Origin of the sequence: Pseudomonas sp. MWU13-2862 (genome assembly GCF_023242495.1) — a bacterium.
Taxonomy (GTDB): Bacteria; Pseudomonadota; Gammaproteobacteria; order Pseudomonadales; family Pseudomonadaceae; genus Aquipseudomonas; species Aquipseudomonas gingeri_D.
The window spans coordinates 1-23,059 of record NZ_JALMEZ010000028.1; the positions used below are offsets into that span (position 1 = coordinate 1).

Sequence of the window (23,059 nt, forward strand, 5' to 3'; positions counted from 1 at the left end):
GATTCGAACCTGTGACCGCTCGGTTCGTAGCCGAGTACTCTATCCAGCTGAGCTACGAGTGCATTTGATGCCGCGCATTATAGGCCGTGAAATCTTTTTGTAAAGCGCTTTTTTCTAGTAATTTCAACAACTTACCGAATAAGCCAGATCTACACGTACTACACAAATAATGGCGGAGAAGGGGGGATTCGAACCCCCGACACCCTTTTGAGGTGTACTCCCTTAGCAGGGGAGCGCCTTCGGCCACTCGGCCACCTCTCCGCAACACGGGGCGTATAATAACCAACCTTTTCCCCGTTTGCAAAGCAAAAAATCAAATAAAATTAATGGCTTGGTTCTTCGTCCTTCTCTTTCTTGATCCGCAGGTAGATTTCCTCACGGTGTACGGCCACTTCCTTGGGGGCATTGACCCCAATTCGTACTTGATTTCCTTTGACGCCAAGCACGGTCACAGTGATTTCACCGTCACCGATGATCAGGCTCTCTGCGCACCGACGAGTCAGAATCAGCATACCTTTCTCCTACACGCACTTCAGTTCAGGGACAACAGTCTGCAAAAAGGGCTTCGGCTTACAGGCTATATAGCCATCGCCCTACACCCCTGAGTATTGACCAGCGCAGGCAAAAGAACAGCACCCACCCACGCCCATCAAGAAAAACAAAGGGCGCGGTTCAACCGCGCCCTTGGGGACTAGGCGTTACTCGCCCTGTCGGGCCGGGGCATCGAGCTCGAAAGCCGTGTGCAGCGCCCGTACCGCCAACTCCAGGTACTTCTCTCCGATCACCACGGAGACCTTGATCTCCGAGGTCGAGATCATCTGGATATTGATGCTTTCCTTGGCCAGGGCCTCGAACATCCGGCTGGCTACGCCAGCGTGGGAGCGCATGCCGACACCGACGATCGACACCTTGGCGATCTTGGTGTCGCCGATCACTTCACGGGCACCGATCTCACGCGCGGTGTTTTCCAGGACGGTTTGCGCGGCCTGGTAGTCATTGCGGTGCACGGTGAAGGTGAAGTCGGTGGTGTTATCGTGCGCAACGTTCTGCACGATCATGTCGACTTCGATGTTCGCGGCACTGATCGGGCCGAGAATCTTGAAGGCCACGCCGGGGGTGTCTGGCACGCCACGGATGGTCAGCTTGGCTTCATCGCGGTTGAAGGCGATGCCGGAAATGATCGGCTGTTCCATGGATTCCTCTTCATCAATAGTAATGAGGGTACCCGGACCCTCTTTGAAGCTGTGCAGGACGCGCAGCGGAACGTTGTACTTGCCGGCGAACTCGACCGCACGGATCTGCAACACCTTGGAACCGAGGCTGGCCATTTCCAGCATCTCTTCGAAGGTGATCTTGTCCAGGCGCTGGGCCTGGGCGACGACGCGCGGATCGGTGGTATAGACGCCATCGACGTCGGTGTAGATCTGGCATTCGTCAGCCTTCAAGGCCGCCGCCAGCGCCACGCCGGTGGTGTCGGAACCGCCACGCCCGAGGGTGGTGATATTGCCGTGCTCGTCGACGCCCTGGAAACCGGCGACCACTACCACGCGACCGGCCTTCAGATCGCCACGAATCTTCTGATCGTCGATCTGCAGGATGCGCGCCTTATTGTGCGCGCTGTCGGTCAGGATTCGCACCTGGTTGCCGGTGTACGAGACCGCCGGCACACCGCGCTTGATCAGTGCCATGGCCAGCAAGGCGATGGTCACCTGCTCGCCGGTGGAAACGATCACATCCAGTTCACGGGGAACCGGCTGCTGATCGCCACTGATCTGCTTGGCCAGTTCGATCAGGCGGTTGGTCTCGCCGCTCATCGCGGACAGTACAACCACCAGGTCATCACCGGCTTCACGGAACTTCTTAACCTTGTCGGCTACCTGCTCGATTCTCTCGACGGAGCCGACCGAGGTACCTCCGAATTTCTGTACGATCAAAGCCATTTCTAAGCCGCCTCAGCCCGTAAAGGGGCGCCCATTAATCATTCAACTTCACAGCTGCGGTGCCTGCCACTAGACAACAGGCACCCGTCGCGGCCTTTAAACGCCCTGTTCGACAAACGGCACGGTCAGGGCCAGTGCGGCATCCAGTTGCGCAGCGTCGATACCGCCGCCTTGCGCCATGTCCGGACGACCGCCGCCCTTCCCGCCCACTGCCGCAGCGGCTTGTTTCATCAGATCACCGGCTTTGAGTTGGCCAGTCAGGTCCTTGGTCACGCCTGCGACCAGAACGACCTTTTCCTCATGGACACTGCCGAGCAGGATCACTGCGCGACCGAGTTTGTTTTTCAGTTGATCGACCAGCGCCAGCAGCGCCTTGCCATCCTGCCCGTCCAGACGCACGGCCAGGACCTTGACGCCCTTGACGTCCAGGGCCGCAGCCGACAGGTCGTCGCCCGCCGCACTGGCGGCCTTGGCCTGCAATTGCTCCAGCTGCTTTTCCAGCAGGCGGTTGCGTTCCAGCACCGCCGACAGCTTGTCGATCAGGTTGTCGCGACTGCCCTTGATCAGGTTCGCGGCTTCCTTGAGTTGCTCTTCCGCGGCGTTCAGGTAGGCCAGTGCCGCAGCCCCCGTGACCGCTTCGATACGCCGTACGCCCGAGGCGACGCCGCCTTCGCTGGTAATTTTCAGCAGGCCGATATCGCCGGTGCGGTTGGCGTGGATACCGCCGCACAGCTCAACGGAGAAATCGCCGCCCATGCTCAGTACCCGAACGCTGTCACCGTACTTCTCGCCGAACAGCGCCATGGCGCCTTTTTTCTTGGCGGTGTCGATATCGGTTTCTTCGGTTTCCACCGCCGAGTTCTTGCGGATCTCGGCGTTGACGATGTCTTCAAGGGCCTTGAGCTGCTCAGGCTTGATGGCTTCGAAGTGGCTGAAGTCGAAGCGCAGGCGCTGACTGTCGACCAACGACCCCTTCTGCTGGACGTGCTCGCCCAACACCTGGCGCAACGCGGCGTGCAGCAGGTGCGTGGCCGAGTGGTTCAGGGAAGTGGCGTGACGCACATCAGCGGCCACCTGGGTTTCAACCTGGGCACCGACCAGCAAACTGCCTTGCGCCAGGACACCGTGGTGCAGGAACGCGCCACCGGTCTTGGTGGTGTCGCGTACATCAAAGCGACCGGCAGCCGCCTTGAGATAACCGCAATCACCTATCTGGCCGCCCGACTCGGCATAGAACGGCGTCTGGTCCAGGACGACAACGCCCTCTTCGCCTTCATTCAAGACGTCGACCGACTGCCCTTCTTTATAAAGCGCCACGACTTTCGCCGAACCGCTGGTAGCGCTGTAGCCGGTGAACTCGGTGGCGACGTCGACCTTGACCAGGCTGTTGTAGTCCATGCCGAAGGAACTGGCCGAACGGGCACGCACGCGCTGGGCTTCCATCTCACGCTCGAAACCGACCTCGTCGAGGGTCAGGTTGCGTTCGCGGGCGATGTCACCGGTCAGGTCCATCGGGAAACCGTAGGTGTCGTAGAGCTTGAACACCACGTCACCCGGGACGACCGCTCCCTTGAGTTCGGCCAGGTCCTGCTCGAGGATCTTCAGGCCTTGCTCCAGGGTCTTGGCGAACTGCTCTTCTTCAGCCTTGAGCACACGCTCGATATGCGCCTGCTGGGATTTCAGCTCAGGGAAGGCTTCGCCCATCTCGGCGACCAGGGCCGCAACGATCTGGTAGAAGAAGCTGCCCTTGGCACCCAGCTTGTTGCCGTGACGGCAAGCGCGGCGAATGATCCGACGCAGCACGTAGCCACGACCTTCGTTGGACGGCAGCACACCGTCGGCAATCAGGAAGCCGCAGGAGCGAATATGGTCGGCGACGACTTTCAGGGATGCCTGGTTGTCGTTGGTGCAGCCGATGGCCCGGGCCGAAGCGCTCAGCAGGCTCTGGAACAGGTCGATTTCATAGTTGGAATGAACGTGCTGCAACACCGCACTGATCCGCTCCAGGCCCATGCCGGTATCCACCGACGGCGCTGGCAGCGGATGCAACACGCCATCGGCGGTGCGGTTGAACTGCATGAACACGTTGTTCCAGATTTCGATGTAGCGGTCGCCGTCTTCTTCCGGCGAGCCAGGTGGGCCGCCCCAGATATCGGCGCCGTGATCGTAGAAAATCTCGGTGCAAGGACCGCACGGGCCGGTATCGCCCATGGTCCAGAAGTTGTCGGAGGCGTAAGGGGCGCCCTTGTTGTCACCGATGCGGACCATACGCTCGGCCGGCACGCCGACTTCCTTGGTCCAGATATCGTAGGCTTCGTCGTCGGTCGCGTAGACCGTGACCCAGAGCTTTTCCTTCGGCAGGTTCAGCCACTTGTCGGAAGTCAGGAAGGTCCAGGCGAAGGTGATCGCATCACGCTTGAAATAGTCGCCAAAGCTGAAGTTGCCGAGCATTTCAAAAAAGGTGTGGTGACGGGCGGTGTAACCGACGTTTTCCAGGTCGTTGTGCTTGCCGCCGGCGCGCACGCATTTCTGACTGCTGACCGCGCGGGTATAGGCGCGCTTTTCCTGACCCAGGAAGCAGTCCTTGAACTGGTTCATCCCCGCGTTGGTGAACAGCAGGGTCGGGTCGTTGCCCGGAATCAAAGAGCTGGAGGCTACACGGGTGTGGCCTTGCTGTTCGAAGAAGCGAAGGAAGGCTTCACGGATTTCTGCGCTTTTCATAGGTTCTTCCACGGAGTCTGCGGCCAAACGCAAGTGCATCACATCCAAAAGGGTTTGCGACTTGCAAAGGGCCGCATTATATCGGCCCTGCGCCTTGGGTACAGCGTGTTTATACGATAGAAACCGTCAATTGGACGGCCTGCTGCCTCATTCACGGCCAAATTCGGCCAATACCGCAACAACTTGTTCAACTTGCGTACATCCGGCGTCCCTGTACCCCGGGTCGTTTCAGCCTGTTCGACGACAGGCCGGGCCGGCGTTTACTGAAGAATTTCGATAGTCATTATCGAAACGACGACATGCACCCCCTGAAAATATATGTTAAAAACTCAGCGCCGCCAGAAAGTCTGGCGGCAACGTTCTCAGGGCGGGGTGCAACTCCCCACCGGCGGTAATGGCGCGCAATGCGTCTAGCCCGCGAGCGCTTGACGATTTCCACGGCCTCGGCCGTCGGTCGACAAGGTCAGCAGACCCGGTGTGATCCCGGGGCCGACGGTCATAGTCCGGATGAAGAGAGAACGGGATTGACACCCAGGGGCCGTCCGCTGAATCCGTAGAGGCCTGCGAGCATCCCACGGCGACGCTGAACGTACCCTTGAATCCCATTCGATTCATATCGCCCTGTTTTTCACACAAACAGGAGTCAGAACAGATGCAACCCACCACCATTCATCACAACCAACGTATCGCCTTTATCCAGGCCTGCTGGCACAAAGACATTGTCGACCAGGCACGCCACGGCTTTGTCTCGGAAATCGCCAAGCTGGGTTATCAGGAAAGCGATATCGATTTCTTTGAAGTCGGCGGCGCCTTCGAAATCCCCCTGCATGCCAAGCTGCTGGCCAAATCCGGGCGTTATGCCGGCGTGGTCGCCGCGGGCCTGGTGGTCGACGGCGGGATCTATCGCCACGACTTCGTCGCCACCGCGGTGATCGACGGCCTGATGCAGGTCCAGCTGGACACCGAAGTGCCGGTGTTTTCGGTGGTCTTGACCCCGCACCACTTCCACGCCGGTGAAGAACACCAGAAGTTCTTCTTCGATCACTTCGTGCACAAGGGCCAGGAAGCGGCGAAAACCTGCGCCGACACCCTGCACAAACTGCGTGCGCTGCCGCGCCCGGCAGCGCAGAAACTGGCGGTCTGACTGCCCCGCACCTGCCGGCCCGGGCCGGCAGGTCATTGCCAACGCATAACTATCTACGCTCTCCCCGCTTCGTCTTTGCAGTTAAGTGAACTCGACATTTCGCCCTACCAGGGCTTTCGAGAACCACCGCCTGCGGAGACACCTCAACGTGAACGACTTCTCCAGACTTGGCCCAAGCCAGCCGATCATGCCTCACCAGGAACACTGGATCGACGGCACCATCGAAACCGCACATCCCCTTGTCGAGCCCTTGAACCAGTACCCGGACGACCAGAGGATCCTGCACACCCACCGGCTCCACCTGGATAAAAACGTCCGGGTGGAACGCCAGCAACTCAAGGCCCCGCCCGACTACCGGGGACCGGCCGATCATCTGCGCTTCACCATCGGTGGCCGCGACAACCGCGTGCATCTGTACCAGTCCGATCATCTGGTGCTGGATATCAATGGCTGGCGTTATCACCTGACAACCGTCTCCTCCGGGCAGGTCATCGTGCTGGACACACAAGGTGGCGATGACGATATCAGGGTGGACGACAAGGTACGGATCGCGGTGTTCATCCATTCAGGAGCGGGAAACGACCGATTGTTTTGCGGGGGAGGCTTCACCAAGGTCGATGCGGGACCTGGCGACGATCGGATTTTCACGCGCTCCGGCGCCAGCTATATCGAAGCCGGAGACGGCGACGATATTGTCAGCGCCCATGGCAACGGCCCCATGACCGTCTATGGAGGCCGGGGCCACGACACCTTGAGCGCAGGCGAAGGCAGTTGTTTCATCGACGGTGGCCAGGGCGACGATGTGCTATCAGGCGGCAAAGGCCACAACGTGCTCAGCGGAGGCGACGGCGACGATCAGATCACCCCCGGTCCCGGCCGCACGACCATTTACACCGGAACAGGCACGGACTTCGTCGCCCACCTGAGACCCGACGTCCAATTGTTCAATGCCTACTCCGCCTCCGAACCCACGCCTTCGACGATTCCCGATGATCCTGGCGTCATCATCGCCGCCAAGGGACTGGACAGTTGCGGCGTGATCGTCGATGGCACGCCCCGGTTCCAGGAACGGGTCAATGACGACCTCAGACTGCTGCTGGGCTCCGATAACGGCCAGCAACTACTGGGTGCCCTGGGTCAGATCGCGCGCAAGAGCGGCGTGCCCGTGCTGATCAAGGAGTTGACCGAGGAAGAAAACGGCATGTGCTTCCCGGGACGCGCGCAGCAGGGCGACCCGTTTATCCACGATGGCAAGGCCGGAGCTCCGGCCCTCGGTTGTACGGTGTATTACGACCCCTCGTTTCTCAAGGGCGAAGTCACCAGCATCGTTCATCTCTACCACGAGCTGTGCCATGCCTATAACCACGTGACAGGGACGATTTTTCCCGGCTGGGGGGCAGACGGTGTGGACGCGGGCAAGCCTCGCGACTCGGTCCCCAACGCGGAGCTCCAGGCCGTCGGGTTGGCGGCTCACGCCCCGGCCTTCGACTTCGACGCCAATCCCGCGACACCGCCCCTGACCACCAACCCCGAGGCCTTTACCGAAAACGGGCTGCGCCTGGAGTTCGGTATTCCGCCGCGCAAGCAATACCGGGAAGAGTAAACGGATTCGCCGTCCATCCGCACCCGACTTTAACGGAGCCTTCATGAACCATTTTCCCGACATCCCGCCGGCCAGGTCCGAGCGCCTGATAGACGGTAGTGCTCGTTCCATTGATGAACACTACCAGATCGTCCAGGAATACCCGGACGACTACAAACCGACCTCAATCTACCGACTCTCGGCAGAGAATGACCCGGTCCTGATAGAGCGAAAGATCGTTTCGACCCCCTACAGGCCAGGATACCCGCCGCTGGATTACCTGATCTTCACCACCGGCGACAGTGCTGACACCATCAGGGTCTACTGCCCGCAGGAGCAATTGATAGTCGACATCAACCATGAACGTTACCTGATCAACCCGGCCTCTTCCGAGCAGAAGCTGATCATCCGCACCGGCGGCGGCCCGGACCGGGTGACGGTGGACGAACAGGTGAGCATCCAGGTTATCGTCGAAACGGCCGACGGCGACGATGTGATCCACAGCGAAGGCAGTGAAACCCAGATCCATGCCGGCCCAGGCGACGACTTCATCACCACAGGCGAGGGCAAGGCCTATATAGAGGCCGGGGAAGGCAACGACATGATCTTTGTCGAAGGTGACGCAACCGTCTACGGCGGGGCCGGCAATGATCATATCAGCGCCACTTCCAGCCGGGACGACAGTCGCCACCTGCTTGACGGCGGCCAAGGCAACGATCTGCTGATCGGTGGCCAGGGACACAGCATCCTCAGTGGAAACGACGGCGACGACTCCATCCTGGCAGGCGTCGGGAGCAACACCATCTACACCGGAGCAGGCCGGGACACGGTCATGTTGATCAAACCGACGGATAGCGTCTTCAGCAACGATGGCCGCGACCAATTGTTCCAGGTTGCTCCCCAACCACCCGCCAATGCCGAGCAATTGCGTGTTCACCCATCGTCTTCCGAAGGCTTTCAGATAACCCTGCTCGGCAACCTGAATCTGCAGCAGACCGGTATCCTGGTCAACGGCCCTCCGGCATTTCAGGACCGGGTCAATGACGACCTGAGGCTTCTGGGCGGCTCCCCCCGGGGCAGCCAGCTTTTGTCGGTGCTGGATAAAACGGCCAAGAAACATGGCATCACCGTCGTGATCAACCCGTTGGAGTATGAGAGGAATGCGCTGTTTCTGGTCGATGCCCGGACCACGGGCGATCCCTACATCCGGGATACCCGCGCGGGAGATGGACTCCCAGGGGGAAGCATTCACTACAACCCCGCCATTGAAATCGACGCAACCCCCGGGGTCGTATTGCTTTACCACGAACTCTGCCATGTCTATAACAGAGTGACCGGAACCTCTTTCCCCGGGGATGGCTTCGACGGTCCGCGTGACGACAAGTCCACACGTAGAGTGCCGAATGAAGAACTCCAAGCCATAGGCCTGCCGGCTGAGGTCAGGCCCTTCGATTTCGATGCAGACCCAAGCACTCCCCCCTTGGATACCAACCCGACACCCTTCACCGAAAACGGCTTGCGTGAAGAGTTGGGATTGGCACCGCGAGCCTGGGTAAAACCGCGCTAAACCAGCGTCTCATTGCTGGACGGCACCACCAGGATCCCCGCCCGCAGGCCATTTTTCACCTTCGGGTTGGGGAAAATGATCCGGGCGCCCTGCTCTTCCACGACCCAGCGGCTGTTCGCCAGGTCCTCGGCCAGCAGGTAACCCTTGGGCAGTTCCGAGAAGTTCTCGATATCCACCGGCAAGTGCATCAGGAAGCTGTCGCTGTGCTTGATGATTTCCCGCGCCACGCTGAACAGTTGCAAACCTTCCAGCGTTTCATCGGTGACCGGCTCGCGGCCTTCGATGATCTGCTTGAGACGCAACTCCAGGCGAGAGACATCCACGCCCTCGTTCTGCCCGAATGGCCGGGCCTTGCCCAGCTCAAGGGTAAAGGACTCGGCGCCCAGCTTGTCGTAGGTGTAGCTGCTGAAGACGATGGAGGGCTTGTTCTGCAACAGCACCGCCGTCATCCCGGCCGCGCGCAGGCGGGCCAGCTCGCGACGGGAATGGGCACGCCCTTCCTTGTAGGGATAGAGCGCGAACTGTTCGATTTTCGAGCCGCGAATGGCGGTGTGCAGGTCATAGTGCAGGCGCTGGCGATCCGGCAGGCTGAAGAAACTCGCCGCCAGGCGTTCCAGCTCGCAAGCGCGCAAGGCTTCACTGCCACTGCTCAGCTCATGCCGGCCGTTGAACAGCCGGTTGACGTCCTGCTCGACAAAGCGCTCGCCGCGACGCATCGCTTCCGGGTTGCCGAACAGGAACAGAATACGGGCCCGGGGCTTGAGGTCGCCCCGGGCAATGTCGTGCAACAGCCGATCGAGCAACTCGATCGGCGCTGTTTCATTACCGTGGATACCAGCGGACAACAGCAGGTCCAGCCCATTGTCCCGGGCCTCGGGAGGTCGCACTTCGAGTGCGCCCTCACTCAGCCAGCGCATGCGCACACCTTCGACCGTCAGTTGCGTCTTCTCCGCCGGTTCATGACCGGCAAGGGTCAGTTCAAGCAGTTTGCCGAGGGCGAGCATGCGCTATTCCTTAATCAGTGATGGTGATCGCAGTCGGGGCCGTGGACATGGTCGTCCTCGCCGATTTCGGCCGGCTCCATCTCCAGTTGCAGGCTGACCAGGTTGGTCGCCAGCGGGCGCAACAGCAGGTTGGCGTATTCGGCGTCGCCTTCCTCGACATCGACACCGATCAGCAGTTGGCCGCGGCCGTCGTGCTGAATCCACAATTCCTTGCCCTGCCAGATCACCGCGACGCGGGTGCAGGAGGTTTCCAGTTGAGTGCCATCGGTGTCTTCAAGGATCAGCTGCAGGGTATCGCTCATGTTTTAGGCTCTCGTCTGGAAGTAAAACGCCGCGCGCAAAGACCAAGCGGCGGCCTTCAATTGATCTGGAATGGGTAAACCGAGCCCAGTTTAAGGATTTGCGTCAGTTCATCCAATGCCGCTCGGCACTCAAGCAACAATTGCGGGTCAGCCAGGTCGCTTTCACGCAGGCTGTCGCGGTAGTGCTTGTCGACCCACTGGGTCAGCGTGCCATACAACGGCGCCGTCATGATAACCCCCGGATTGACCGCCGCCAGTTCGTTTTCCTTCAGCGCCACGCGCAAGCGCAGGCACGCCGGGCCACCGCCGTTCTGCATGCTCTGCTTGAGGTCGAAGACCTTGACCTCGCGAACCGCACCGCCGGAGCTGGTCAGTTCCTGCAAGTAAGCCCAGACCCGCGGATTGGCGCGGCACTCTTCCGGCACGATCAGCAGCATGCCGCCGTCGGCACGGTTCAGCAGCTGGCTGTTGAACAGGTAGGAACGCACCGCGTCTTCCACCGCCACTTTCGAGCGCGGCACGCAGATCGACTGGAAGTTACCGCCACGCTTGGCCAGCTTGCCGTGCAACTCGGCGAGCATCTGCTCGGTGTCCTGGAAGGCATCCTCGTGGTAGAACAACACCTCGCCGTTACCCACCGCGATCACGTCGTTGTGGAACACACCCTGGTCGATCACCGCCGGGTTCTGTTGAGCATAGACCACACCGTCGTCGCTCAGGCCGTGCAGCCGGGCGACCGCCTGGGAGGCTTCGAGGGTCTGGCGCGCCGGGTATTTCTGCGGGGCCGGGTAGCGGGTGTCGAAGGCGCTGCGGCCGAAGACGAAGAACTCGACACCGGCTTCGCCGTACTCACGGCAGAAACGCGTGTGGTTGGCCGCGCCTTCGTCGCCAAACTGGGCGACGGCAGGCAGTGCCGCGTGATGGGCGAAGTGCTTGGCATCGGCGAACATCGCCCCCAGCACGCGGCTGGTGGTCGGGTGTTCGATGCTGCGGTGATATTTGCAGTTGAGGTTGGCGGCGGTGAAATGCACGCGACCGTCGGCGGTATCGGCACTCGGGCTGACGGTGCCGGCGTTGGCCACCCACATGCTCGACGCCGAGCAGCTGGCGACCAGCAGCGGCATCGCCTGTTTGGCGGCCTGTTCGATCACCTGCGCATCGCTGCCGGCGAAACCGAGGCTGCGCAGGGCGGCCACATCCGGGCGCTCCTGCGGGGCCAGCACGCCCTGGACAAACCCCATGTCCATCAGCGCTTTCATTTTCGCCAGGCCTTGCAGCGCCGCTTCCTTGGGGTTGGAAGCCTGCTGGCTGTTGCTCTGGGAAGCGACGTTGCCGTAGGACAGGCCGCCGTAGTTATGGGTCGGGCCTACAAGACCGTCAAAATTGACTTCAAAGGATTTCATCGGCGAGGCTCCACGAATCTGTTTTTATAAGCACAAATCATCTGCGTATGACGGCTCAGGAGAGCCGAACACCCGGCGTCAAAGTCGCCGGCACTGTCAGACTAGGCGTTTCCAGGGACGCCACCGGGTACGCGCAATAATCCGCCGCGTAATAGGCACTGGCGCGATGGTTGCCCGAGGCCCCGACCCCGCCGAACGGTGCACTGCTGGCAGCACCCGTCAGTTGTTTGTTCCAGTTGACGATCCCGGCCCGGCTTTCCAGCCAGAACTGCTGGTAACGCGACTCGGAATCCGACAACAGGCCTGCCGCCAAGCCGTACTGCGTGTTGTTGGCCTCGGCAATCGCCGCGTCGAAATCAGCGTAGCGAATCACTTGCAGCAAGGGCCCGAACAATTCCTCGTCAGGACGATCAGCCACTGCCGTTACATCGAGAATACCCGGGGTCAGCAACGCCGCATTGGCTTGCGGTTGAGTCATTTCCAGCAACGCCAGCGCGCCATGCCCCAGCAGATGCGCCTGGGCATCCATCAAGGCACGCGCGGCACCGAGAGATACCACCGAACCCATGAACGGCGCCGGCTGCTGGTCGAACGCACCGACCTCAATGGTCGCGCTGACCTCAACCAGACGTTCCAGCAGCTTGTCGCCCCAGGCCCCTTCAGGCACCAGCAGGCGACGGGCACAGGTGCAACGCTGACCTGCCGAGATAAAGGCCGACTGGATAATGGTGTACACCGCCGCGTCCAGGTCCTGGACCTGATCGACCACCAGCGGATTATTGCCACCCATTTCCAGGGCCAGGATCTTGTCCGGACGCCCGGCGAATTGCTGGTGCAGATGGTTGCCGGTGCGGCTCGAACCGGTGAAGAACAGACCGTCGATTCCCGCATTGGCCGCCAGGGCGATCCCGGTTTCCCGCGCGCCTTGCAGCAGATTCAACACACCCGCCGGCAGACCGGCTTCGATCCAGCACTGCACGGTCAGCTCGGCAACCTTCGGAGTCAGCTCGCTCGGCTTGAACAGCACGCTGTTACCGGCCAGCAAAGCCGGCACGATATGTCCATTGGGCAGGTGGCCCGGGAAGTTGTAAGGCCCGAACACCGCCACCACACCGTGGGGCTTGTGGCGCAACACGGCGGTGGCGTCGCCCAGCGGGCCGCTCTTCTCGCCGGTACGTTCACGGTAGCTCTGCACCGAGATGGCGATCTTGTTGACCATGCTGGTCACTTCGGTCGCCGCCTCCCACAAGGGCTTGCCGGTCTCTTCACCGATGCAGCGGGCCAACTCGTCGGCACGGCTTTTCAGATGCGCGGCAAAACTTTCGAGTACGACAATACGCTCGTCGAGGGAACGCTTGGCCCAGGCCGGAAACGCCTGGCGCGCGGCTTGCACGGCGGCTTCGACCTGCGCGGCACTGGCGCCCTTGCCGGACCACAGCACTTGCTGGGTCACCGGGTTCAACGATTCGAAGGCTTCGCCCTGGCCTTCCTGCCAGGCACCGGCGATGTAAAGCGTGCTCATTATTTCGACTCCCTGGAAGCAGACAACGGTACCGCGCGAACCTGATCGCCAGCACTGAGTTGAAGACGTTTGGCGGTCAACGGATCGACCACCAGGGTGCCCGCCGCCAGGCGCGCCGGAGCCGCGGTGATGCGGCAGTCCTCGCGCTTGCGGTTGTGGATCAGGTACGGCGTGGCATCGTCACCCGGGGTGCCGACCGCCAGCACCAGCGCCTGGCTGTCACGCACCGCGCGGATCTTGCTGGTTTCGCATTCCACCGCCGGGCCCGCGTCGAAGATGTCGACATAACCCTGGTAGCTGAAACCTTCGCTTTTAAGCATCGCCAGTGCCGGCTCGGTGTCGGTATGGACCTTGCCGATCACCGCGCGCGCCTCTTCGGAGAGGAAGCAGGTGTACAGCGGGAACTTGGGCATCAGTTCGGCGATAAAAGCCTTGTTGCCGACGCCGGTCAGGTAATCGGCCTGGCTGAATTCCATCTTGAAGAAGTGCCGGCCCAGGCTTTCCCAGAACGGCGAGCGCCCGGCTTCGTCGGACATGCCGCGCATTTCGGCAATGATCTTGTTGCCAAACAGTTCCGGGAACTCGGCGATAAACAGCATCCGCGCCTTGGCCAGCATGCGGCCATTGAGGCCACTGCGATAATCGGCGTGCAGGAACAGCGAGCACAGCTCGGAGTTGCCGGTCAGGTCGTTGGCCAGGAACAGCGTCGGAATCTCGCGGTAGATCTTCAGTTCCTGGGAGGCGCTGACCGTCAGGCCGACCCGGAAGTTGTACCAGGGCTCACGCAGGCCGACGGCGCCGGCAATGGCGCTGATACCGACCACGCGGCCCTCATCGTTTTCGAGCACGAACAGATAGTCCGCGTCGCCGCGACCGGCCTCGCCAGTGAAGGTTTTCTCCGCCCAACCGACCCGATGGGCCAGGCGCTCTTCGTTGGCCGGCAAGGTGGTCAGGCCGGTGCCCGTGCTACGGGCCAGGTCGATCAGAGCGGGTAAATCGCTGCTGCGTACGGGACGAACGATCATGCTATCTCCTCAAACGGGCACCGGCTGACGGGTGCCCGCGAAACTCGCTGTAAGGCTGCTTTCGATACCGGCCTTAAACCGCTACCAGGCGCACGCTGGCACCTTCGCCGACGCCCAGGGCTTCGGCGGCTTGCAGGTCCAGGGTGACCGGTTTGCCCGGCGCATAATCGAGCTCCAGCAACACCGCGCGGTAATCCTGCAGCAGCGCGTTGGACACCAGGTACTGGCGTCCGCCGCCCTTGTAGGCGTCACCGATCTTCACCGGCACCACCCGGCTCTGGGCGATGGAGCGAATCCCGCTGACCCGCGCATGCAGGGTCGGGCCGCCGTCGAAGATGTCGATGTAATGATCGGTTTCGAAGCCTTCGCGCATCAGGATGTCGAAGGTGATCTGCGCACGCGGGTGCACCTGGCCCATCGCCTCCTGGGCGGCGTCCGGCAGCAACGGCACGTAGATCGGGTAATGCGGCATCAGTTCGGCGAGGAAAGTCCGGCTTTTCAGGCCGCACAGGCGCTCGGCCGCCGCGTAGTTCAGGTCGAAGAAGTTGCGACCGATGGCGTCCCAGAACGGCGAGTCACCGTGTTCGTCGCTGTAACCGACGATCTCGGTCACCACCGAATCGGCGAAGCGCTCCGGATGGCTGGCGACGAACAGCAGGCGCCCACGGGAATTGAGTTCCGACCAGGTCGAACCGACCAGTTCCGGGACCACGTAGAAGCTGGTCAGCAGGCTGTTGCCGGTCAGGTCATGGCACTGCGAAAGCACATGGATCTTGTTGTGGATCTTCAGCTCGCGGGACGCATGCACGAAGGTCTCGTTACGGAAGCTGTAGAACGGCTCCGAGTAACCGGCCGAGGCAACAATCGCCGAGCAGCCCGCCAACTTGCCGGTGGCCGTGTCTTCGAGCACGAAGAAATAGCTTTCTTCGCCATTGAAGCTGACTTCGGCGGCAAACGAGGCTTCGCTTGCCGCGATCTTGTCGCGCAGGCGGCCTTCGTCGTCCGGCAGGGAAGTGACACCGATCGGGCTGTCCGCGGCCAGGCGCCGTACCTCGTCCAGGTCAGCCATTTGCGCGGGGCGCATCACCAGCATGGTGTCACTCCTTCAATCCAGAACAGGTCGGTGTGTACCGACAGAAAAAAATACCGGGGTAGGAGCGAGCTTGCTCGCGATGGTGGCCCAGGCACCACGGGGTATCGGATGCCCCGCGTTATCGTTGACGATCATCGCGAGCAAGCTCGCTCCTACAGGTACAGGAAATTTGGCCCGCTGGCGGCCATCCCAGGCCACCAGCGGGCGGTCCATCAGGCTTGCGTCAGCTTGGCCACGGCGCGCTCGAAGCGATCCAGGCCTTCATTGATGTCCGCGTCTTCAACCACCAGGCTCGGAGCGAAACGAATCACGTCCGGGCCGGCTTGCAGGATCATCAGGTTTTCTTTTTCCGCGGCGTTGAACACGTCCTTGGCCTTGCCCTTCCAGGCATCGGCCAACACGCAGCCGAGCAACAGGCCCATGCCACGGACCTGGGTAAACAGGCCGTATTTGGCGCCGATCTGCTCCAGGCGGGTCTTGAACAGGTCGTGCTTGGCTTTCACGCCGCTCAACACCTGCGGGGTGTTGATCACGTCGATCACCGCGTTGCCGACCGCACACGCCAGCGGGTTACCACCGTAGGTGGTGCCGTGGGTGCCGACCACCAGATGCTTGGCCAGCGCTTCGGTGGTGAGCATCGCGGCAATCGGGAAACCGCCGCCCAGGCTCTTGGCGCTGGTGAGGATGTCCGGGGTCACGCCGTATTCCATATAGGCGAACAGCGAGCCGCTACGGCCCATGCCAGTCTGTACTTCGTCGAACACCAGCAGCGCGTCGTGCTGGTTGCACAGCTCGCGGGCGCCTTGCAGGTAGGCCAGCTCGGCCGGCAGCACGCCACCCTCGCCCTGGATCGGTTCCAGCACCACGGCACAGGTCTTGTCCGAGATAGCGGCTTTCAGCGCGTCGAGGTCATTGAACGGCACATGGGTGATGCCGGTGATCTTCGGACCGAAGCCGTCGGAATACTTCGACTGGCCACCCACGTTCACGGTGAACAGGGTGCGACCGTGGAAGCTGTTCAGTGCGGCGATGATCTCGTATTTTTCCGAACCGAAGCGGTCGAACGCGACACGACGGGCCAGCTTGAAGGCGGCCTCGTTGGCTTCGGCGCCGGAGTTGCAGAAGAACACGCGCTCGGCGAAGGTCGCGTCCACCAGCTTCTTGGCCAGGCGCAGGGCCGGCTCGTTGGTGAAGACGTTGGATACGTGCCACAGGTTGTTCGCCTGCTCGGTCAGCGCACCGACCAGCGCCGGGTGCGCGTGGCCCAATACGTTAACCGCGATACCGCCGGCGAAATCGATCAGCTCCCGGCCCGCCTGGTCCCATACTCGGGAACCCGCGCCGCGCACAGGAATAAAAGCCGCAGGTGCGTAGTTGGGAACCATGACCTGGTCGAAATCGGCGCGGTGCACCGGAGCTTGCTCAACGGACATCGGAGTCTCCTGAAGAGGAACGCCTGCCTGGAACTGGCGAGCGATGGGGGGATTGTAAGGACAGTTTTAGGTCAGGCCTTGCCGCCAAGCGACAACTTCTTATAGCGCCAAACCGGGTTTTGCCGAGGTTGTCGGCAATGCGACAAATTGCGTCGCAAAGGCGCAGTTTAAACGCTGGCCCGGGTTTTGGTATCTATTTAGGCACGGTTGTCCCCGGGCGCTGGATAGCCTCGCAGCTTTACCGCCGCACGAGAAACCGCGCCATGCCGATACCCGCCGAAACTGACCTGCCACATTACCCCGATAATTTCGAACTGATCAAAAACAAACTGCCGGATTGGCTGACCGACGCCTCCCGGACCCTGCTTCAGGCCCATGGAGACAGCCTGTTGTTGACCCATACCCACAAGGCCAGACTGGCGGAATACCTGCAAGCCTTGCAGGGCCTTGAGGCCTTTGCCGTGCCGATCCTGTCCAATGCCCTGAGCAGCCGCTTCGGGTACAGACTGGACCCGAAGCGCGACCGGATCAACTGCGTGCGACTGGTCACTGCCGCCACACTCTCGACGCCGCGCAAGGTCTCCGTCGTCGATATGAGCCTGTTGGAAGCTGCCCTGAAGAACTTCGTTGCCCCCCGGCAGGAAAACCTGGTTTTTTATAATGAGTCCAGCCTGTACCGCCAGGTCAACGCCAGGCAGAACCGGCCCATCCAGGCCTTCACGCTCCGGGCGTTCGTCGAGTTGTGCCGGGAGCTGGATATCGGTGGCCAGTACGACCGCCATATGAGCGCGGTGCTGCTGCCGAAAAAGCCCTCCGGCGAAGCGGACAACCGCTTTCGTGATCAATTTGAACTCAGTGAACGCTACGAACTGATCACCCAGACCCATATTGCCCTGATGAAAGGCAATATCAGCCGTTCGACCCACCAGTTTTTGCTGGCCGCCAGCCAACAGGGTCGCTTGACCTACTGGGATGGCAAGCCCGCAAGCTGCTTTGAACTGCAAATGTTCAACTTCAGAACACCGCTCAGCAGTTCGACCGGCGTCACGCTCAAAGGCGCCTGGCTGATCGAGCACCAGGACACCCTGGTCGCGCGCAACCGACCTTGCATCGTTTATCTGAGCGGTGATCCGGAGCAGGCCCTCAAGCAATACGCCAGCTTCGAGGCATTCGAACAGGAGCTGGGTCACCGCCTGGGCCGCATCGACTACCGGAGCTTCTTCAACCGCTACGTCAACCAGCGTACCCAATCAGCTTTTCTCAGTGCCCTCGAACGCCACCTTGACACCTCAGGCACGACGACCGACCTGCAACTCAAACGTTTTCCGCTGATCGGTCACCCGCTGCGCGAGCTCTATACCCAGCACCTGGTGAAGCTGCTGGACGATGGTAATTTCAGCGCCGTGCCGGTGGCCGATATTGACCGCCAGGACCACCGGGACTATCTGCAATCGCTGGGTAATATCGGCCTGAACCTGTTGAACATCGCCGCCCTGTTCGTCCCCGGTCTGGGCGAGGCCATGCTCGCGGTGGCCGGTGCGCAGATGATCAGCCAGATCTACAACGGCATCGAGGACTGGCATCACGACGAACGCGAACAAGCCCTCAAGGGCCTGATCGGTGTCACCCTGAACCTGGCGCTGATTGGCGGCATCACGGTAGTCGCCCACCGATTCGCCGGGGCCGGACTGGTCGAGGAGTTGAAACAGGTGACCCTGCCCAGCGGCGAAAGCACCCTGTGGAAACACGACCTGGCCCCCTACGCGCAATCACCGATAGTGCCCGACGGCGTACAACCGAACGCCAGCGGCCTGTATGAAATCAACGACCGCCAATACCTCAAGCAAGACGAGCGGTTCTATGAAGCCGAACTGAACCCGCAGGGTAACCGTGGTCGGATCAAACACCCGAACAGACCTGGCCGATACTCGCCCGGCTTCTGGCATAACGGTGCCGGTGCCTGGTTTCACGAACTGGAGAACCCCTTGGAGTGGCAGGGCCCGCAGTTGATGCAGCGCCTGGGTCTGGCCGGCGAAGCCTTTTCCGACCTCGACGCCGCGCGGATCATGGCGGTCAGCGACACCGACGAAGCCCTGTTGCGCCGGGTGCATTTCGATAGCCAGCGCCCCCCGGCACTGCTCAAGGACAGCCTGCTGCGCTTTCGCCTCGACCGCGATATCCAGCGTTTTATCGAGCAGATGGCCCGCGGCGAGGCCACGCCTGACGAGAGCATGCAGGAGCAGATCCTGCTCGACTTCTGGCAATCGCAACCCAAGGCACTAAGGTTTGTGGACGATCAGGGACAAGTGGTCATGGAGACCGTGCGCAGCGGCACGGCCCAGGGGCAACGGGTGGTCATCTCGCTCGACCCATTGCACAACGGTGATCTGCTCAAGACCGTGCTGAACTCGCCCGACCTCGATGAAAGCGATATCCGCGGACTGCTGGGGGAAAGCCAGAATTTCGCCACCCCCGCCGAAAAGCCGGAAACCCGGCTGCTGAACTTTCGCAAGCAAATCGCCCGCCATGCCCACCTGCGCCGAAAAGCCCTGTTCGAATCGCAATACCGGTTTCGCACTCAATCACAGGATCCCTCGGTGGGTGTTCTGCAAAAGGCGTTTCCCGAGCTGCCCGTGGCCGTGCTCGAAGAGCTCGCCGAACAGGCCAGCGGCGCACAACTGCAAGCCTTGCGCGAGTCTGCCCAAATCGCCCCGGGCATCGCCGACGAAGCCGCCTTGTATCAGCAGCAAGTGCGCCTGGCCCGCGCCCGCGAGGGGCTGTACCTGGCGTCGAGCGGCAATGCCGACAGCGAAAAACTGATCCTGCACAGCGTGCAACGCCTCCCGGGCTGGTCCACGCAGGTGCGCATCGAGATACGCGCGCAATCCTCGACCGGGCCGTTGCTCGACAGTATCGGTGCCAGCAACGCGCCGATCCGCAGAGTGCTGATCAAGGAAAACGACCTGTACCAGGCCCGCGATGCCCTGGACCAGGAACTGCACGATTCCGACGATCTCTACGCATCGCTGCTGCATGCCCTGCCAGACACCCAGCGCAGTGAACTGGGCTACCCCAATCCCAAGCAGGGTGCCCAACTCCAGCAAGCCGTGCAGAACAGCCGCCTGCCGGGGTCTGATGAAATCCGCCAGTTGCTGGATATGCCACCCGCCATCCCCAGCGAACCATCGCCCATGGCCTTGGCCAAGAGGCGCCCCGGTTATCAACTCAGCGGCCGTGGAGCGCCCCAGGCGGGCAGTCGCTGGGCCCTCGAAGATCGGGTAGCCCGGCTGTTCCCGAGCTTTTCCGATGAGCAGATCCGGCAATTTATCGGCAGCCTGAACAGCATGCGGGTCTTTGATGAAATACGGCGGCTGGAGCAGGCCTACGAACAACTGACGGAAGAACTGGAGCTATGGTCGTTCATCACCTCCTCCTCTCACCCGGTCAGCGGGGAACGCCTGAGCCTGATGCAGCGCCTCAACCAGCAACGCACCCGCGCCCAGTTCGCCGAAGCCATCCGGCGTTGCTGGCGCCGTGAACCCGACCTGTTCTACTCCAACAATCCCGATGAACACGGCTACACCCTCAGCGCCAATGGCCTGCTGGGGGAACTGCCCGAACTGTCCGTCGACTTCAACCACGTCCGCTACCTGAACCTGGTGGCCGACTCACCGGCCCGGGAGCTGGGCCAGTTCATGGAACACTTTCCCAATCTGCGCCGGCTCTCCATACGCGGCTTCCAACTCAACAGCCTGCCCGAATCGATCACACGCGGGCCGCTGACCGAGTTGAGCCTGATCAACTGCAATCTGCGCCTGAACGTCCAGACGAGGCAGGCACTCACCGGCATGCGAGCCCTGGAGGTTCTCGACCTGAGCCGCAACCCCCTCGGCCTGGTCCCCGACCTGCGTCAACTGCATGCACTGGCGGTCGTCGACCTGAGTCACACCGGGATCAACGCGCTTCCCGATGGACTGTTCGAACTGCCACGATTGGAAGCCGCCCTGCTCAACGACAACGCCATCAGCGACCTGCCGCAGACGCTCAACGAGATCTCCGGCGAGCTCGGTTCCGGCCTGGAGCTGAACGGCAACCCGCTGTCCGAGACCAGCCTGCAACGCGCCCGGGACTATTACCGCAGAACCGGCCACTCGCTCGGCGTTCAGTCCCTGGCCGAGCGAACACGTATCCAGGCGCTCTATCCGGGCCTGAATGGCGAACAGCTGGAGAGTTTCATCCGGGCTCAACCGCGAGTCCTCGAGGACTCCTTGAACCAGTTGAGCCGACTGGAAGCCCAATACCGCCAACTGCGCGCCGATCTGCAGGCCTGGAGCGGCGATGTCCCCACGCATCACCCGCAAACGCAGGAGCCATTGAGTCCGGTCGAGTTGGCGCTGGAAAGTCTGAACCGAGACGACTTTGCCCAACAACTGCAACGGAGCTGGCAACGCCAGAGCGAAGAAATACTACCCGACGGCACACGCCTGTATAGCTTCTCTTTCACCCAGAGGATCACCGGCAGACTGCCCGCGCTTTCAGCCGACTTCAGTCATATCGCCCGCCTGGAGCTCCATGGTTACGGCGCCAGCGACGGGCTCGATGGTTTCCTCCACAGCTTCCCCCATCTACGCGTGCTGTATGCCTCCAGTTTTATCGACCGGGATTTTCCCGCCGCGATTTTCGACATGCCGCACTTGAGAAACCTGGATCTGCCCTATGGACAGATCCAACTGAGCGACACCACGCACCAGCAGCTCGCGGACATGACCGGCCTGCAGATGCTTGATCTGTCCGGCAACCCGCTGCAACCGGGCCCGCCGCGCACCGAGGGCATGCTGCTGACACCGAACATCGCACGGATGACCGACCTGAGAGTGCTCGACCTGAGCGACAGCGGCCTCGAACAGATACCCGAGGGACTGTTCGGACTCCGTGTGCTGGGGATTGCCGACTTGCGCGACAACCAGATCCGAGACATACCAGAAAGCCTGTTCGAAGTCCCGACCTCGCAAGCGGTGACCTATGACTTCAGGAACAATCCCCTGAGCGAGGCCAGCCTGCAAAGAGTCCGCAGCTACAGGGAGCTGAACGGCGGTGTGCAGCAGGTCAGAATCCTGATCGGCGACGATGTGAGCAGCGGCGAAGAGAGTGAAAGCGACAGCGACAATGGCGGCAGTGTCCCGCCGGCGGCATCCCCCATAACGCCGCCCACGCCCCTCGAAGAATAAGCCTTAGCCGCGCTCCGAAGGCACCGACGACAACTCGAACGGACTGCTGCTGCGCCGCTGGTTGCGATCTTCACGGGGTGTGGCGCCAAAGAAGTTGCGATAGGCGCTGGAGAAGTGCGGCCCCGAGGAGAAACCGCAGGACAGGCCGATCTGGATGATCGACTTGCTGGTCTGCATCAGCATCTGCCGGGCCTTGTTCAGGCGCAGCTCCAGGTAATACTGGCTCGGCACGCGGTTGAGGTACTGCTTGAAAATCCGCTCCAACTGGCGCCGCGACACACAGACATGCTGGGCAATCTCGTCGGTGGTCAGCGGTTCCTCGATATTGGCCTCCATCAGCAGCACGGCCTGGGTCAGCTTCGGATGGCTGGAGCCCAGGCGGTTCTGCAATGGAATACGCTGGCGCTCGCCGCCTTCGCGGATGCGCTCGACCACCAACTCCTCGGAAACCGCACCGGCCAACTCGGCACCGTGGTCACGGGCGAGTACCGCCAGCAACAGGTCCAGCACCGACAAGCCGCCACAGGCGGTCAGGCGATCACGGTCCCAGTCGAACAGATGACTGGTGGCGATCACCTTGGGAAAACGTTCGGCGAAATCATCCTGCCAGCGCCAGTGCACCGCTGCACGATACCCGTCGAGCAAACCGAGTTGGGCCAGCGGGTAGACCCCGGCGGACAAACCGGCCACCACGCAACCGGCGCGAACCAGTTGCTTGAGGGCGCTGCTCAAGGCCGGCGCCAGGCTGGTCGGCGGCTCGTCGGCCAGCAGGAAGAGTTTCTGGAAGCCTTCCAGCTTGCCGGCCCAGGGCTCGCCCGGCAGTTGCCAGCCACCACCGGCCAAGGCCTCGCCAGGCACTTCGGCCTGCAGGAAAGACAATTCGTAGACGACTTCCGGATGCACCCGCTGTGCGACACGCAAGGCCTCCTCGGCCAGCGCCAGCGTCAAGGCTTGGGTGCTGGGCCAAATCAGGAAACCAATTCGATGGGCAGTCATGGCAGGCAATCCGAAAACAGAACAGAGTGAAAAGCCGAGGGCAACCAACTCAAAGTAGACCACGCCGCGCTCGGCGCGCAGCATGACCTATTTGGGTGC

At 61.6% G+C, this 23,059-nt stretch carries 15 protein-coding genes, 1 tRNA gene and 1 riboswitch; of the genes, 4 read left to right on the plus strand and 12 right to left on the minus strand.

The features are described 5' to 3' along the window. Positions 1 to 170: 170 nt before the first annotated feature. From M5C56_RS31620 to alaS, 4 genes are all read right to left on the minus strand, one after another. A tRNA-Ser gene (locus M5C56_RS31620) sits at positions 171 to 261 on the minus strand. A 62-nt stretch (positions 262 to 323) separates the two neighbouring features. Then, a complete protein-coding gene (csrA, locus tag M5C56_RS31625; protein ID WP_002554426.1) occupies positions 324 to 512 on the minus strand; it encodes a carbon storage regulator CsrA in 189 nt (62 codons plus the stop codon). Between the two features lie 186 nt (positions 513 to 698). Further along, positions 699 to 1,940 (minus strand): aspartate kinase, encoded by a 1,242-nt coding sequence (locus M5C56_RS31630; protein ID WP_103496536.1) that lies wholly within the window; start codon positions 1,938 to 1,940, stop codon positions 699 to 701. Positions 1,941 to 2,036: 96 nt separating this feature from the next. Further along, the gene (gene alaS / locus M5C56_RS31635; RefSeq protein ID WP_103496537.1) at positions 2,037 to 4,661 is read right to left on the minus strand and encodes an alanine--tRNA ligase; all 2,625 of its coding nucleotides are present in this window, start codon (positions 4,659 to 4,661) and stop codon (positions 2,037 to 2,039) included. Between the two features lie 354 nt (positions 4,662 to 5,015). Then, positions 5,016 to 5,185: riboswitch (FMN riboswitch) on the plus strand. A gap of 128 nt (positions 5,186 to 5,313) precedes the next feature. Here alaS and M5C56_RS31640 point away from each other — a divergent pair. The 3 genes from M5C56_RS31640 (at position 5,314) to M5C56_RS31650 (ending at position 8,954) form a co-directional block, all read left to right on the plus strand. Beyond that, positions 5,314 to 5,805, plus strand: coding sequence for a 6,7-dimethyl-8-ribityllumazine synthase (locus tag M5C56_RS31640; protein WP_103496538.1), 492 nt, complete (start codon positions 5,314 to 5,316; stop codon positions 5,803 to 5,805). A 148-nt stretch (positions 5,806 to 5,953) separates the two neighbouring features. Continuing rightward, positions 5,954 to 7,408, plus strand: a complete 1,455-nt coding sequence (locus M5C56_RS31645; RefSeq protein WP_103496539.1) for a M91 family zinc metallopeptidase — start codon at positions 5,954 to 5,956, stop codon at positions 7,406 to 7,408. A 43-nt stretch (positions 7,409 to 7,451) separates the two neighbouring features. After that, positions 7,452 to 8,954, plus strand: a complete 1,503-nt coding sequence (locus tag M5C56_RS31650) for a M91 family zinc metallopeptidase (protein WP_103496540.1) — start codon at positions 7,452 to 7,454, stop codon at positions 8,952 to 8,954. Here M5C56_RS31650 and astE read toward each other — a convergent pair. The 7 genes from astE to M5C56_RS31685 all read right to left on the minus strand — a co-directional run bounded on the left by astE (position 8,951) and on the right by M5C56_RS31685 (position 16,736). Continuing rightward, positions 8,951 to 9,958 carry a succinylglutamate desuccinylase gene (astE, locus tag M5C56_RS31655; protein WP_103496541.1) on the minus strand — a complete coding sequence of 336 codons (1,008 nt, stop codon included), beginning with the start codon at positions 9,956 to 9,958 and terminating at the stop codon, positions 8,951 to 8,953. The two genes, M5C56_RS31650 and astE, sit on opposite strands and share 4 nt — an antisense overlap. A 14-nt stretch (positions 9,959 to 9,972) precedes the next feature. Next, complete coding sequence (locus M5C56_RS31660; RefSeq protein ID WP_103496542.1) at positions 9,973 to 10,260, minus strand: topoisomerase II; 288 nt, start codon at positions 10,258 to 10,260, stop codon at positions 9,973 to 9,975. Between the two features lie 56 nt (positions 10,261 to 10,316). Beyond that, positions 10,317 to 11,663 (minus strand): N-succinylarginine dihydrolase, encoded by a 1,347-nt coding sequence (astB, locus tag M5C56_RS31665; RefSeq protein WP_103496543.1) that lies wholly within the window; start codon positions 11,661 to 11,663, stop codon positions 10,317 to 10,319. A gap of 55 nt (positions 11,664 to 11,718) precedes the next feature. After that, complete coding sequence (astD, locus tag M5C56_RS31670; RefSeq protein ID WP_247263486.1) at positions 11,719 to 13,188, minus strand: succinylglutamate-semialdehyde dehydrogenase; 1,470 nt, start codon at positions 13,186 to 13,188, stop codon at positions 11,719 to 11,721. After that, positions 13,185 to 14,210, minus strand: coding sequence for an arginine N-succinyltransferase (gene astA, locus M5C56_RS31675; RefSeq protein ID WP_103496545.1), 1,026 nt, complete (start codon positions 14,208 to 14,210; stop codon positions 13,185 to 13,187). Before astA ends, astD begins: the two co-directional genes overlap by 4 nt. Before the next feature lie 73 nt (positions 14,211 to 14,283). Continuing rightward, a complete protein-coding gene (gene aruF / locus M5C56_RS31680) occupies positions 14,284 to 15,303 on the minus strand; it encodes an arginine/ornithine succinyltransferase subunit alpha (RefSeq protein WP_100944744.1) in 1,020 nt (339 codons plus the stop codon). A 212-nt stretch (positions 15,304 to 15,515) separates the two neighbouring features. Next, positions 15,516 to 16,736, minus strand: coding sequence for an aspartate aminotransferase family protein (locus tag M5C56_RS31685; protein ID WP_100944745.1), 1,221 nt, complete (start codon positions 16,734 to 16,736; stop codon positions 15,516 to 15,518). A gap of 263 nt (positions 16,737 to 16,999) precedes the next feature. Here M5C56_RS31685 and M5C56_RS31690 point away from each other — a divergent pair, with 263 nt between their 5' ends. Continuing rightward, on the plus strand, positions 17,000 to 21,964 hold the full coding sequence (locus M5C56_RS31690) for a DUF6543 domain-containing protein (RefSeq protein ID WP_103496547.1): 4,965 nt from the start codon (positions 17,000 to 17,002) through the stop codon (positions 21,962 to 21,964). 3 nt (positions 21,965 to 21,967) lie between these two features. Here the strand turns inward: M5C56_RS31690 and M5C56_RS31695 are convergent, their stop codons facing one another. Then, a complete protein-coding gene (locus M5C56_RS31695; RefSeq protein WP_103496552.1) occupies positions 21,968 to 22,960 on the minus strand; it encodes a GlxA family transcriptional regulator in 993 nt (330 codons plus the stop codon). Positions 22,961 to 23,059 lie beyond the last annotated feature (99 nt).